Source organism: Flavobacterium xylosi (genome assembly GCF_042787345.1).
Classification (GTDB): domain Bacteria; phylum Bacteroidota; class Bacteroidia; order Flavobacteriales; family Flavobacteriaceae; genus Flavobacterium; species Flavobacterium xylosi.
Genome location: NZ_JBHZPZ010000004.1, coordinates 47,335 through 61,956, shown reverse-complemented (window position 1 = coordinate 61,956; position 14,622 = coordinate 47,335). Strand labels below are relative to the sequence as shown.

The 14,622-nt window shown below is 33.5% G+C and carries 12 protein-coding genes; 9 read left to right on the top strand and 3 right to left on the bottom strand.

Features of this window, described 5'->3' with window-relative positions; genetic code table 11:
* Positions 1–67: 67 nt before the first annotated feature.
* Together ACFX5E_RS04355 and ACFX5E_RS04350 are read right to left on the bottom strand one after the other, a co-directional pair.
* The gene (locus ACFX5E_RS04355) at positions 68–1,240 is read right to left on the bottom strand and encodes a hypothetical protein (protein ID WP_379853951.1); all 1,173 of its coding nucleotides are present in this window, start codon (positions 1,238–1,240) and stop codon (positions 68–70) included.
* A 182-nt stretch (positions 1,241–1,422) separates the two neighbouring features.
* Positions 1,423–4,203 (bottom strand): TonB-dependent receptor, encoded by a 2,781-nt coding sequence (locus tag ACFX5E_RS04350; RefSeq protein ID WP_379853950.1) that lies wholly within the window; start codon positions 4,201–4,203, stop codon positions 1,423–1,425.
* Positions 4,204–4,428: 225 nt separating this feature from the next.
* Between ACFX5E_RS04350 and ACFX5E_RS04345 the strand changes: the two genes are divergently transcribed.
* From ACFX5E_RS04345 to phoU, 9 genes are all read left to right on the top strand, one after another.
* Positions 4,429–5,112, top strand: coding sequence for a response regulator transcription factor (locus tag ACFX5E_RS04345; RefSeq protein WP_379853949.1), 684 nt, complete (start codon positions 4,429–4,431; stop codon positions 5,110–5,112).
* Positions 5,113–5,183: 71 nt separating this feature from the next.
* The gene (locus ACFX5E_RS04340) at positions 5,184–6,308 is read left to right on the top strand and encodes a sensor histidine kinase (protein WP_379853948.1); all 1,125 of its coding nucleotides are present in this window, start codon (positions 5,184–5,186) and stop codon (positions 6,306–6,308) included.
* Between the two features lie 144 nt (positions 6,309–6,452).
* Positions 6,453–7,745 carry a porin gene (locus tag ACFX5E_RS04335; protein WP_379853947.1) on the top strand — a complete coding sequence of 431 codons (1,293 nt, stop codon included), beginning with the start codon at positions 6,453–6,455 and terminating at the stop codon, positions 7,743–7,745.
* Positions 7,746–7,781: 36 nt separating this feature from the next.
* Complete coding sequence (locus tag ACFX5E_RS04330) at positions 7,782–8,615, top strand: PstS family phosphate ABC transporter substrate-binding protein (RefSeq protein ID WP_379853945.1); 834 nt, start codon at positions 7,782–7,784, stop codon at positions 8,613–8,615.
* A 97-nt stretch (positions 8,616–8,712) separates the two neighbouring features.
* Positions 8,713–9,546 carry a phosphate ABC transporter substrate-binding protein gene (locus tag ACFX5E_RS04325; RefSeq protein ID WP_379853944.1) on the top strand — a complete coding sequence of 278 codons (834 nt, stop codon included), beginning with the start codon at positions 8,713–8,715 and terminating at the stop codon, positions 9,544–9,546.
* A gap of 78 nt (positions 9,547–9,624) precedes the next feature.
* On the top strand, positions 9,625–10,842 hold the full coding sequence (gene pstC / locus ACFX5E_RS04320) for a phosphate ABC transporter permease subunit PstC (protein WP_379853943.1): 1,218 nt from the start codon (positions 9,625–9,627) through the stop codon (positions 10,840–10,842).
* Positions 10,843–10,845: 3 nt separating this feature from the next.
* Complete coding sequence (gene pstA, locus ACFX5E_RS04315; protein ID WP_379853942.1) at positions 10,846–11,790, top strand: phosphate ABC transporter permease PstA; 945 nt, start codon at positions 10,846–10,848, stop codon at positions 11,788–11,790.
* A 48-nt stretch (positions 11,791–11,838) separates the two neighbouring features.
* On the top strand, positions 11,839–12,597 hold the full coding sequence (pstB, locus tag ACFX5E_RS04310; protein ID WP_379853941.1) for a phosphate ABC transporter ATP-binding protein PstB: 759 nt from the start codon (positions 11,839–11,841) through the stop codon (positions 12,595–12,597).
* Positions 12,598–12,710: 113 nt separating this feature from the next.
* Positions 12,711–13,388 carry a phosphate signaling complex protein PhoU gene (phoU, locus tag ACFX5E_RS04305; RefSeq protein ID WP_379853940.1) on the top strand — a complete coding sequence of 226 codons (678 nt, stop codon included), beginning with the start codon at positions 12,711–12,713 and terminating at the stop codon, positions 13,386–13,388.
* A 122-nt stretch (positions 13,389–13,510) separates the two neighbouring features.
* Here phoU and ACFX5E_RS04300 read toward each other — a convergent pair whose 3' ends face one another.
* Complete coding sequence (locus tag ACFX5E_RS04300; RefSeq protein WP_379853939.1) at positions 13,511–14,581, bottom strand: glycosyltransferase; 1,071 nt, start codon at positions 14,579–14,581, stop codon at positions 13,511–13,513.
* Between the last annotated feature and the right edge of the window lie 41 nt (positions 14,582–14,622).

Genomic DNA, 14,622 nt, shown 5'->3' with positions numbered 1-14,622 from the left:
ATCCAAATAATTGAATAGGCTTTTTATATAAAAGTCCATAATCGGACCTATAATGGGTAATGGAATTCTATTTTTTTAATAAATCCAATCCGTCAATAATTGACCATGATCCAGAAGTAAGTGCAGCACCAGTTGCAGTTGTGCTTAGCGTGTAATTTCCAACTGGAAATGCAACGGTGAAAGCTGTTCCTACTCCGGCAGATAAAGAAGTACCATCATTAATTTTTACATTTGATAATTTTATCTTTCCACCTGTAACCTGATTGGTATTTGTAGTTGCATCTTGAATTCTAACAGCAGTTGAACCTGCAGTTGTGTATCCAGAAATTAAAACATTAGAATATTCGCCATTTCCTTCTTTCTTGAATTGAATAGCATCATATTCAGCAGCTGAAGATCCTCCTTCTGTAACAGTTCCAGCAGCTCTTGTTAAAGTAATATTGGTAACCTTTGGTCCAAATGCATTATTTACTGATTTAGCTTCAATCTCCATGCCATAATTCCCTGTTCCTAATTGGTAAGCATACCAATTTGTGCTTTCTTGACCTCTCCAACCGTCTTGCCAGTCAAAAGAGTCATCAAAATTACCATAAGATATAAGATTTTTACCACTTACTGTACCTCCATAAAATTCAAATCCATCGTCAGCACCTTTGTAAGCAACTAAGTTTTCTAAAACAGTTCCAGACCCTACTGAGTAAAATGAAAACCCATTTAATTCACTAGTGTTATCAGTAAGTTTTTTTCCAGCATATTCTACTCGTACGTATTTCAATGAACCTCCGTTGTGTGTCGCGTTTACACCACCGTATGGCAAGTTGTTTCCATCTTCAGATGTAGCAGTAGTAACACCATTAGCACCTACTATAGGAGCATCTCCAAACATAATAATTCCACCCCATGAACCAGGAGTTTTAGAAGCTTCTGTAAATACAATTGGTAATGCAGCAGTACCATTTAAGAAAAGTTTTCCTCCGTTTTCTACTAATAAAGCATCGGCTGTTCCATCAGCAATACTTGCTGTAATCGTCGAACCTGCGTCTATGGTTAAAGACCCACCACTTTTAATTTTCACTGTACCTTGTATTGTATAATTTCCTAGTGGATACGTTTTCGCTGTTGTTATATCTCCGGAAATAGTTCCTGTAGGCATTGGTTGCGTTGTAATTTCCTCGTTATCAGAAGAACAACTTCCTAAAAATAAAGCTACTATTGATAAGCTTAATACTAATTTTTTCATTTTGTTACTTTTTGTTTGTTGTGAGTATTTTTGACAAATTTACTAGCATAATGTGTAATGGAGGTTAAGTTAATATTATAATACCATTGCTAAAATTTGAACTTAAAGTAAATTTTATGTAAAGGATGTTGGGTTATTGTGACTAAAAAAACAAGGCTGTCATTATTGACAGCCTTGTTTTTTTAAAAAGTATATGATAAGTTAAGCGATAACCCTCGTCCTCTTTTAAAACTTTCTAGCAGTAGGGAGCTTTCATTTATAATAAATTTATTCTCTTTGCCCAGCTCCATTTTATACAAAGGATTTAAAAGGTTGTCAACGGCAAATTTAAGATCAATATTTTTGCTAATTTTACTAGACCAAACAAAATCTAATTTATGGAATGGTTTTTCGTATATGTTATCCATACCTGCTGAACCTACGGCAAAAATTCTTGGGCCATATACGCCGTACACTAATGAAATGGAGTTTTTCATAATTTCATTAAATTCAAAATCATATTTCAAATCTGAATTGATGATCCATTCTGAAGCTCCTTGTAATTTTCTACTTGAGTTGTTCTCTAATGAACTACCTCCAAAATTTACTTTTACATCGGTTTTCATTAATGAAGTGTTCATTCCAAAAGAGAAATCTGACAATACTGGAGATAAACGTTCTAACTGCAATAGCAATTCAATTTCTGCGCCATATAAAAAAGCTTCTTTAGAATTTTGATAGGTCATCAATTGTCCACTGCCGCCTGCTCCAGCAATAAAAACTCTTTCAATAGGATTTTGGATTTGTTTTGCAAATAACCCTGCCGCAATGATTTCGTTGTTTTTTGGAAACAATTCATACTTCATATCGAAGTTGAAATTATCGCTATTTTTTAAATTTGGATTGCCTAATATCGATTTTCCATCTGGACTCACATATTGAATAGGTAATAATTCCATTGTTACAGGTCTGGTAATTGTTTTAGAACCATTAAAACGCAAATTACTGCTTTCTGTTAAAGCATATTTTGCATTAATCGAAGGTAATACATCTAATTTTTGGTCTTTAATCTTTTGATATGGTCCATTGATAATTTGACCAATACTTCTGTAATTAATTAGTCGGTCTGAATTTTCGACTCTAATTCCTCCATTGATTTCAAATTTGTCACCAATGTTATATAATAAGTTAACATAGCCTGCATTAACTAATTGATTCAATTTCACTTTATAATCAGCATTTGATTCTTCGCGAACAGCTATAATTCCATTATTGATATCATCAACAATAAATTGATCAATAGTGTTAAAAGGTGCTGTATAATTTTTGTTAACAGAACGTAATCCTGAGAAAATACGGTAAGTAGATCTTAAGTCATTTTCGAAAACATTATATCCTACAGTTATGCGATTGGATTTTCCGTTTTCTCTCTCATTAAACTTAAAATTATACTCTAATAAACCGGAGAAATAGTAATTCCCTTTGATGTCTAAATATTGTCTGTTCAAATGATTTCCGCCATAAGAAGTATTAATTTCAGTTTCTGAAATTTTTTCGCCAATAATAAATTTACGATCCGGTTGCTCATAAGCAGTTTTTACAAAAGAGCCACCTACTTTAAGCGAATGTTTTTCATCCGAAGTTAGTTTTACATTTCCTAAAAGTTGGGTATTCAAATAATCAGATTGATCGAATTGGTTTGTTCTGATTAAAATGTTAGGATTAGTTGATTGATTGTTTGTATATCCTAATTGATCCTGAATCTTGCTGTCAGTGGAACGCAGGTAAAAGGAGTTTAATCCGATGTCAAAACGTTTAGCTTTATAATTTATTCCAATTAAAGCAGAAGCTGTCGTTTGGTAGCTATAGCTTTCTTTTTTCAAGTTGTTATCGTAATCTCCAGCTCCTAAAATAAAAGTACGGTCTACACCCTTACGGATTATGTATTTATTATCTGCATTCAACGAAAGTGTATAATTTAACTTGGCATCATTGTTTAAGGTAAATTTTTCGGCATGTATAAAACCAATACTGGTATTTAATGGGCTCGAAGTTTTATCTACATTCCAAGTATTGTTTTTGTAAGCTTCATTGTATCCCGTAGGAGTTAATTTTTTTCCGGTTGGAACATTTCCAAATTCATTACTCAACTGACGGTCTTGACCATTCAGTCCCAAAAAGCCTTTACCGTTGTTTGCATCACTATGAATTAAAAAATCAGAACCGTTATTTGCAGTTGTAAAACCAGTACCAATGTTAATTTTAGTAATGCTTTTTGATTGTACAGTTTCAATGTTTACAGTAGCTCCGGCAAAATCTCCAGAAATATTTGGATTAAAAGTTTTGTAAACATTTAAAACTCCTACGATATCTGTTGGGAAAAGATCCAGTGGAATTATTTTGGTGAACGGACTATTTGAAGGCGCTTGTAGGTCATTTATCAGGAGGTTGTTGTATCTATCCTCAAGTCCCCTTACAAATAAACCTCTAGATTCTACTTTAGATATTCCAGTAATTTTTGTTAAACCTTCTTCAACATCACTAACTCCTTTGCGAGCCATTTCTTGGGCACCAATACTTTGTTTGAAGACAACTGCGTTTTTTTGGTCTAATAAAAGAGCCGTTTCCTTCTCTCTGCTTGCCGTATTTTTGATGACAACATCTTCCAGTTTGTAACTTCCGGAACCTAATGCTTGATTTATCGTTACGGTTTCATTTGCTGTAACTGTTACAGGAACTTCAACTGATTCATAACCAACAAAGCTAAACTGGACAGTATAGTCTCCGGGTAGAACCGCTATGGTGTATTTGCCATCAATATCAGTATTAGTTCCTATGTTTGTTCCTTTAATAAGTACGTTTGCAAATGGCAATGATTGGTTGTTTGAATCTTTATCTGTTAAGATTCCAGAAACCGTACCTTTATTCTGTGAAAAAGAAATAGCTGTTATTAATAATGCTATAAACAATATTCTAAATTTCATTTTGTGTGTGTTTAATTTTTCTGCAAAGTAATGGCTGCTTTGTAAAGTAAAAGTTACTTGACTATTATCATTTAGTTTCTTGAATATTATTAAATCGTTAACATATTAAATTACGGTTAATGTGATTTTTATCCGATTCTTTTATTGTTATATTTACAATCGGAATTGAAAACACGGAGTATTATCAGTTGTGAATTCCATCAGATTAACATAATTTTTCTATTTATGAAAAAAAGAAACACGAAGATTCTATTAGTAGATGATGAACCGGATATCTTAGAAATTGTAGGGTATAATTTGGCTCAGGAAGGATATCAAATTGTTACAGCGGCAAACGGAAGAGAAGCTGTCGCAAAAGCCAAAAAGGAATTGCCGGACCTAATTATCATGGATGTAATGATGCCGGAGATGGATGGGATGGAAGCTTGCGAGAATATTAGAAAAATTCCTGAACTCAACAATGTAATTATTACATTCCTTACGGCAAGGAGTGAAGACTATTCTCAAGTAGCAGGTTTTGACGCCGGTGCCGATGATTATATTACAAAGCCTATTAAGCCAAAATTGTTGGTAAGTAAAGTAAAAGCATTGTTGCGACGTTTGAAAGAACAGGATCAAAATAGCGAAACCCTTAACGTAGGTGGAATCGAAATCAATCGCGAAGAATATAAAATAGTAAAGGATAATATCGAAATAGCTTTGCCTAGAAAAGAATTTGAATTGTTTTACTTGTTGGCTTCAAAACCAGGAAAAGTATTTAAGCGTGACGAAATACTGGACAAAGTTTGGGGGAATGAAGTTGTTGTTGGCGGAAGGACGATTGACGTCCATATTAGAAAATTACGCGAAAAAATTGGAGAAGATTTTTTCAAAACTATTAAAGGTGTCGGGTATAAATTTGAAGTGTAATTAGACATGCTTTTTTATAAGAATTACAAATTGAAAAATTCAAATCGCTACTAAAGCGAGGCGTGAAATCGATGAAAATAAATTTTAAAAAAACCTATAAGTTTGCCATAAAGTCTGCGTTGTTCATTAGCCTTTTTGCTTCTGGATTTGCCGTGATAATGGTGTCATTATTCTTTAGCACGAAAGGTAATGATTTACTGAGGTTTGGGTTCGTTTGTCTTGCCGTCATTTATTTATTTTCCTTTGTGGTTTTGCAATATCGTGTTGAACGGTTCATTTACAGGCGTGTAAAAAAAATATACGATGATGTATCCTTACTGGAATCCAGTTCATTTATAAATCAACCCATCACTACCGATATGGAAACCTTAACGCGAGAAGTTAAGAAGTTTGCCACCGATAAAAAATTGGAAATAGAAATGTTACAGGTTCGGGAAGAATACCGAAGAGAATTTCTGGGTAATGTTTCCCATGAACTTAAAACGCCTTTATTCACCGTACAAGGTTATTTGTCGACACTTATTGATGGAGCGATGGATGATAAAGCAGTTCGCAAAAAATATTTGAAACGAGCCGAAAAAGGAGTGGAGCGATTAATCTATATTGTCGAAGATTTAGATATGATCACAAAATTAGAATCGGGTGATTTGAATCTGGAATTTTCTGAATTTGATATTGTAGAATTGATACAAAACGTTTTCGATTTATTGGAAATGAAAGCGGATAAAAAGAAAATCATATTAGCTTTTGAAAATTATCACATACAACCCACTCTTGTCTATGGAGATAAAGATAAGATTCAGCAGGTTGTGGAGAATTTAATTGTAAACTCCATAAAATACGGAAAAGATGGCGGTCTTACAGAAGTTGCTATCGTCAACTTGACAAAGAAAAAGGTCTTGGTCCGAATAACAGACAATGGAGAAGGAATTGAAAAACAAAATATTTCAAGACTCTTCGAACGTTTTTACCGGGTAAATAAAAGTGGATCGCGATCGGAAGGCGGTTCAGGATTAGGATTAGCGATTGTGAAACATATTATTGAAGCGCATAAAGAAAAAATATACGTGGAAAGTGAGTTTGGAATTGGTTCTGAATTCTCTTTTACAATTGAGAAGGCCGGATTAAAGAAACCAGAATTGGATCTCGAGCAAATATATAGTAAAAGTCTTAAAATCAACAAGTTAAAAAATTAAAAAATTTGAAAATTAGGATAAACAAATCTTACAAATAAGAATTAGAAACCTTTACGAAACGATAATTTATCAACAATATAATAATTTGTTAACATTGGCTTAACATACCGGAAGGACCTTTGCAAAAAATTAAATCATATAAAGATGAAAAAGATTTTATGTGCAGGCTTGTTTATTCTGTCATGTATTGCCAATGCACAAGAGGTAAAGAAAGATGAAATCACGAAAGAAGTGGTTCGTGTTTTAGACTCGATGAATAAGGTAAAGGTAGAGGAAGAAAAGACGAAGGGTAAGAAAGAACATTGGTACGATAATATAGGAATCAGAGGTTACGTTCAGGTAAGATACAACGGATTATTTTCTTCTAATGATAAAGTTTCATGCGATCAATGTGACAAATCTTGGGGGACAACTTCAACAGCTGTTGATGCAAAATCCAATAATGGTCTTTTTATAAGACGAGCACGTATTATTTTTTCAGGACAAATTCATCCTAATGTATATTTCTATATTCAACCGGATTTCGCTAGTTCTCCGACATCTGGTGTGAATAATTTTGCCCAAATTAGAGATGCGTATTTTGATTTGTCATTTGATGCCAAGAAAGAGTTTCGTGTAAGAATTGGCCAAAGTAAAGTGCCTTTTGGATTTGAAAACTTGCAATCCAGTCAAAACCGTCTAACATTAGATCGTAATGATGCCTTAAATAGTGCAGTGGTAAACGAAAGAGATTTAGGAGTGTTTTTTTACTGGGCTCCAAGTAAAATCAGAGATCGTTTTGCGATGCTGGTAAAAGATGGATACAAAGGTTCTGGTGATTATGGTGTATTTGCGCTTGGGGTTTATAATGGTCAAACAGCCAACCGGTCTGAAGCGAATAGAAACTTACATGTAGTGACAAGAATAAGTTATCCTTTTGAGGTTGGTGGTCAAATTATAGAGCCGGGTTTACAGGCCTATACTGGAAAATGGGCATTTACTAATGAACTTTCTACTGGAGTGACTACGCCAGATAAACTATATACAATTGACCAAAGAGTTGCAGCTTCTTTTATTCTTTATCCTAAACCATTTGGAGTTCAGGCGGAATATAATATTGGTAAAGGACCACGCTATGATAAAATGACTAATACGGTAGAATCTTCTGATTTAGATGGAGGTTATGTAACTTTAAATTATAAATGGGATTTACCTAAACATCAATATATTTATCCTTTTGCTAAATTCCAATATTATGATGGTGGAAAGAAATTTGAGAAAGACGCCAGAAGCTATGTGGTAAGAGATTACGAATTGGGTATAGAATGGCAGCCTTTTAAAGCATTTGAGTTGGTAGCAGAATGGGTAATTGCGGATAGAACTTTTGAAGATAGCGCGTTACCGAATAACAGACAAAGAGGGAATTTATTGAGATTACAAGCGCAGTTCAACTTTTAATAAAAAAAATAAAAATATAGTATTTAAATTAAAAAAATGAAAACAACAAAATTAAAAATTGCAGCAATCTTATTAGTTATAATGGCTATTGGATATTCGTTTACTGCTTTAAGTAAAATAACAATTAAAGGTTCGGACACGATGGTGATTTTGTCCCAACAATGGGCTGAAGCATATATGAAAAAACATCCAGGAACAACAATTCAAGTAACTGGTGGTGGATCAGGAGTGGGTCTTGCAGCATTAATCAATGGTTCTACTGATGTCGCAAATTCAAGTCGTCCTATAAAACCGTCTGAATTAGCAAAAATTAAGGAAAAATATAAAAAAAATGCTATTGAAATTCCATGTGCAAAAGACGGTTTATCTGTTTTTCTTAATAAAGGGAACACGGTTTCGGAGCTTACAATACAACAGTTAGGAGATATTTTCTCTGGAAAGATTACAAACTGGAAACAAGTAGGTGGTGCGGATGCCAAAATACAATTGTATGGAAGAGAAAGTAGTTCAGGTACTTTTGAATTTTTCAAAGAGCATGTAGTAAAAACAGATTTTTCGCCTACTACTCAAACCTTACCTGGAACCGCAGCTATTGTCAATGCAGTAAAAAAAGACAAATATAGTATTGGTTATGGTGGAGCTGCTTATGCCGAAGGTGTGAAAGATTGTAAAGTGAAGAAAGACGCTAAAAGCAAAGGGTATTTGCCAACAGCTGCAACCATAAAAAATAAAACGTATCCAATTTCAAGATACTTGTATATGTATTTGAAATCTAAGCCAACAGGTGAAACTAAAGCTTTTATAGATTGGATCTTAAGTTCTGAAGGTCAAAAAATGATTGTAACAGTAGGATATTTTCCTGTAAAATAAGCATATTTTTAGTATCCCTTACTGGTTTGCCGGTAAGGGATACTTTTGTATTTAAAGAAGAATGTAGTTTAGTAGTCACCCTATTAATTTTATTATTATGAAAACAAGTAAATTTACAATAGCAGCAATCTTATTAGTTGTAATGGCAATAGGATGTACATCTAACGAATCGAAAAAGATAACCGTAAAAGGTTCAGATACCATGGTGATTTTATCCCAGAAATGGGCTGAGGCATTTATGAAAAAAAATCCAAAAACGACAATTCAGGTGACTGGAGGGGGTTCTGGTGTTGGTATTGCAGCACTAATCAATGGTTCAACGGATATTGCAAATGCAAGTCGTCCTATGAAACCATCTGAAATAGATCAATTAAAAGAAAAATATCAATCAAGTGGGTTGGAAATTGCTTGCGCCAAAGATGGTTTGTCCGTTTTTTTAAATAAAGAAAACCCAGTTGCGGAACTTACAATAGACCAATTAAGCGGTATTTTTTCTGGAAAAATAACGAATTGGAAAGAAGTAGGTGGAAACGATGAAAAAATTCAATTGTACGGTAGAGAAAGTAGTTCAGGTACTTTTGAATTTTTTAAAGAGCATGTAGTAAAAACTGATTTTTCTCCTGCCTGTCAAACTTTGCCGGGGACAGCTGCGATTGTAAATGCAGTTAAAAAAGATAAATATAGTATTGGTTATGGTGGTGCCGCTTATGCTGAAGGCGTAAAAGATTGCAAAATTAAAGTAGACGCTAAAAGTGAAGGGATTTTGCCAACAGCTGCAACTATTAAAGATAAAACCTACCCGATTTCAAGATACTTATACATGTATTTGAAATCACAACCAACTGGAGAAACTAAAGCTTTTATAGATTGGATATTAAGTCCAGAAGGGCAAAAAATAATTGAAGAAGTTGGGTATTATCCTTTAAAATAATACAGCTTTTAGTCTCACTCATCATTTTTCATGTGAGAGATTTTCAATACATAACTTATGAATTCTTAAATAAAATAAATGAATTCCGAATTTCCTAACAAGCAGAACTTCACTAAAGAAAGTCTAAAAAAACAATTTAGACTTTCTGAATTTCTAGCAGAAAAAATAATCTCATCGATTGCTTTTTTATCGATAGCTATAATTGTTCTTATTTTTGTATTTGTTTTTAAAGAAACACTGCCAATTTTTAATTTTGGTTCAACCGAAAAAGCAAAAACGGAAATGGAAGCTACTCCTAATTCAGATTCTAAACCAGAATCTTATGGAGCGGAACCAACAGAAGATTTAAAACCGGAAACATACGGTTCAGAGCCTGTCACTAATGAAGACTTGAAACCGGAGACTTATGGTTCAGAGCCTGTCACTAATGAGGATTTAAAACCCGAAACATATGGCGATGTAATAGCAGAACCAATCATTACAGACTCTTCAGATGAAATGAAAGAAGTAGTAGGAAGTAATAATGAAGGTGCTGATAAAACATGGAATACTTTTTTAACTACAGAATGGGTGCCAGTTTCTGAAAACCCAAGATTTGGTTTGTTAGCTTTGTTGATAGGAACTTTAAAAGTGACCATAATCGCTATGCTTATCGCTGGGCCTATTGCAATATTAGCGGCAATCTATACCTCTTGTTTTGCGTCAAAAAGAACCAAAGAGATTATCAAGCCTATCATTGAAATGCTGGCTGCGTTCCCGTCAGTAGTTATTGGTTTTTTTGCATTAATGGTTTTGGCTACCTTCTTTCAAGATATATTTGGATATGAATCAAGATTAAATGCTTTTATTGGTGGAGTTGCTATGGCTCTGGCTGCAATTCCTATCATTTATACCATTTCAGAAGATGCGCTTTCAGCAGTGCCAAAAACATATACGGAAGCAAGTTTAGCGCTGGGAGCAAGTAAGTGGCAAACTGCTTTTTTTGTCATTTTGCCTGCAGCTACACCAGGAATTTTTGCCGCTTTACTTTTAGGAATTGGTCGGGTTTTTGGAGAAACGATGATTGTTCTTATGGCAACTGGAAATGCAGCACTATTGTCAGCAAATCCTTTTGAGAGTGTACGTACTTTTGCAGCAACAATTGGTTCAGAAATGGCAGAGACAGTTTTTGGAGAAACCCATTACAGTGTCTTATTTTTCATAGGATCATTGCTTTTCATCTTTTCATTTGCATTAAATGCCGTTGCAGAATTTTATGTAAAAGGTAAATTAATCAAAAAATTTCAAGGTAAATAAATCATGAATACAGCTATTAACGAAACAGAAAACCGGTTTTTTTTAAACAAAAAAAAGGGTGTAGATGTAAAAGGAAAATTTATTATTGGGATTACTCAAGTTGCAGTTCTTTTGATTATAACCGTTCTTTTTATTATTTTAGGTATTATTATTTATGAAGGGCGTGGAAAATTTTCATGGGAATTTATCAGTTCATTTCCAACAAATGGAATGACCGAAGGAGGAATATTTCCTGCTTTAATTGGTACTTTTATATTGGTTATTGTCATGTCAATCGCAGCGGTTCCTTTTGGAACTATTACCGCTATTTATTTAACGGAATACGCTAAAGAAAATTCAAAAATTGCAGCTGCAGTTCGATTCTCTATTCGAACATTAGCCGTTGTGCCTTCGATTATTTTTGGTTTATTTGGACTTGGATTTTTTATTCAATTTGTTGGTGGAGGAATAGATAAAACTTTTAATGCAGGACAATTGCATTGGGGGCAACCCAATATTCTTTGGGCAAGTCTTACGATGGCATTATTGACACTTCCTGTAATTATTGTTTCTGTTGAAGAAGCACTAAAAACAATTCCTCGGGAGTTGCGTGAGGCTAGTTTAGCTTTGGGGGCAACAAAATGGCAAACCATTAAAAACGTTGTGCTTCCGGGATCCATTTCGGGAATCATGACCGGGACCATTCTGGCGGTGAGTAGAGGTGCCGGTGAAGTAGCGCCTATTTTATTTACCGGAGCGGCTTATTATTTAGCTACTTTGCCGGAGTCTTTGAGTGATCAGTTTATGAATTTGGGGTACCATATTTATATCATGTCAACTCAATCTTCCGATGTTGAAAAAACAATGCCTATTCAGTTTGCTACAACTTTAGTATTGTTAATCCTTACCTTATCATTAAACTTAGTAGCCGTAATTATTAGATCCAGAATTAGAAGAAGAGCAAAATAATTTGAAATCTGACTAATAAATTATACTTTAGATATAACATAAATACACATGAAAGATATAAAAATACAGGTTAATGATTTATCATTATACTATGGCGAAAAAAAAGCATTAAAGGAAATTTCGATGCTGATTCCTGCTAATAAAGTAACCGCTTTAATTGGCCCTTCCGGTTGTGGTAAATCGACTTTTTTAAGATGTATCAATAGAATGAACGATCTTATTCCTGATGTGAAAATTACAGGAAATATGCTTGTGGAAGGCGTTGATATTTATAATAAGGATGTTGATGTTGTCAATATTAGAAAAAAAATAGGAATGGTTTTTCAAAAATCAAATCCATTTCCAAAATCTATTTATGAGAACATCGCTTACGGTCCAAAAATCAATGGGATAAAAGACAAAGCACAGTTAAACGAAATCGTAGAAACTTCATTGCGACAAGCAGCGATCTGGGATGAGGTAAAAGACAGACTGGACGATTCAGCAATGGGACTTTCTGGTGGACAGCAACAACGTTTGTGTATTGCAAGAACATTGGCGGTAAGCCCGGATATTATTCTGATGGATGAACCTGCAAGTGCGTTGGATCCTATATCTACATCAAAAATAGAGGAATTAGTTCATGAATTAAAAGAGCAGTACACTATAATTATTGTTACACACAACATGCAACAAGCGGCAAGAACAAGTGATTATACCGCATTCTTTTATCTGGGAGAGTTGATAGAAATGGGTAAAACTAATGCTATATTTACAAAACCTGAGCAAAAACAAACCGAAGATTACATTACAGGTAGATTTGGATAAAAAATAATTTAAAAATTGTAAAATTGAAAGATTTAAAGGCCTAAAAGGCCTTAGTTGGAAATTTCTAAATCTTTAAATTCTTTAATCTTTTAATACTTAAATTGAGAAAAAACATGGCGTCACACTTTGAAATAGAATTAGAAAAACTTAAAAATATAATCGAAAAGATTGGTGTTTTAGCGGAAAATCAAGTAGGAGAATCTGTAAAAGCATTACTTTCAGAACCTGTATCAGAAGGGAAAGAAGTAAGAAAAACAGAAAATAAAATTGACAAACTTGATGTAAAAATCGATGAAATTTGTCAAAGCATTTTTGCTTTACAACAGCCTGTTGCTTCTGATTTACGCTTTATTATGTCGGCGATGCAAATTAGTAACGAGATAGAACGCATAGGAGATTTGGCGATTAGCATTATAAAAAAATCCAAAAATATTAAAGACAAACACGACCTGATCGTTAAGTTTAACATTGCAGATCTTGCCAGACAAGTAGAGATTGTTACCATAAAAACCAATGAATGTTTCCTGACTCGTAGTGAAAACTGTATTGGAGAGATCTTTATTTTAAACAATACTATAAAAAATGAGTGTGATGATGCGATTCACAATATCATCAATGAAATGAAGGTTAATTCAAAAGCGGTTGTTTCAGGGACAAATCTTGTTATTGTATTAAAACATTTAGAGCGTATTTCTGAGCATTGTACTAATATTGCTGAATACGTTTATTTTATGATTAATGCCAAAATTATCAAACACGAAAAATTTGGTGATAAGAAATCCGATAGTTAGTCGTTTCAGCCTAACGATGTTTAATAGAAAAAACACACTAAATATACCTTCGAAGAAGTAGTATTAGTGTGTTTTTTTATTCAGTACAAAATGGAGTAAACACCGAGTGATGTTAAACGCCATTATTTCTCTTCGAAAATCTGAAATAATGATTTCCAATCCAATTCTGTTTCCATTTGCGGAAGCCCTTTATAATGTTCGATTTCAAGTAAATTTTCTATTTTAAAATCATCTTGTTCCGCATAAGGAACAAATCCTTCTTCTTGTAGTTTTTTTGCTAAATATTCCTGTTCATATTGCCCCGGAGTAGGAATAAAAAAAGCTTTTTTACCCAGTTTTGCCAAGTCCATAATTGTGGTATATCCAGATCTGCATAATACCAGATCACTTTCGTTAAAAATTTGTTCGAGTTGACGTGTATTCATGAAATTGAAATACGTAACATTTTCTATTTCCTCATTTTTCTGAACTTTTTCAACAATGCCTTTTATAAAAATAATTTTTCCTTGATATCGTAAAATTTCTTTTTTTAACTTTTCTTCCAGCAGTCCTCTTTGCGGTTCGGGTCCGGAAAGAATGATCATTAAATCATATTTTTTTTTCGTTTCTTTTTTGTGCAAACGGCTTAAAGGACCAATGTATTTAAGATTTAGATTGTTTCTCTCTAGATGGCCTAACTTGCCTGTCAAATTTGATGTTTCTTCTAAGTCTGGAACCCAGCATGTAGTATATTTTTTTATAATATATTGATGTAATTTGCTTGTTAACCAAGTGGTATTTCCTGTCATCACATTCAACTGATGCGTAATAAACACAGAAGGTATTTTTTTGCTAAAAACTCCTAGTCGGTTATCCGATATAATACCATCAATATCATATTTCTTAATCCATTCTTTGACTAATTTTTTCTCTTTCCAAATTGCTTCCATCATTTTCGGGCAATTTTTAAATAATTTCCATTTAAAATTTTTGCCGTTTTTGGCATATTCTATTTGGTAAGACGGTAATTCGAGGAATCGTAAATAAGGGAATTCTTTTCGCAAAATTTCAAGTGCAATACCATCAGAAGCAATTATGGGAATATAGTTATTATCCTGTAAAGCCTTTATAATTGGAATACATCGTGTAGCATGTCCCAAGCCCCAATTTAATGGAGCAATCAAAATAGTCTTGCTGTATGAATTCAAATCCATTGGTAGATGTATCTGTTTGTTTTATTGGGAAAGATACATAA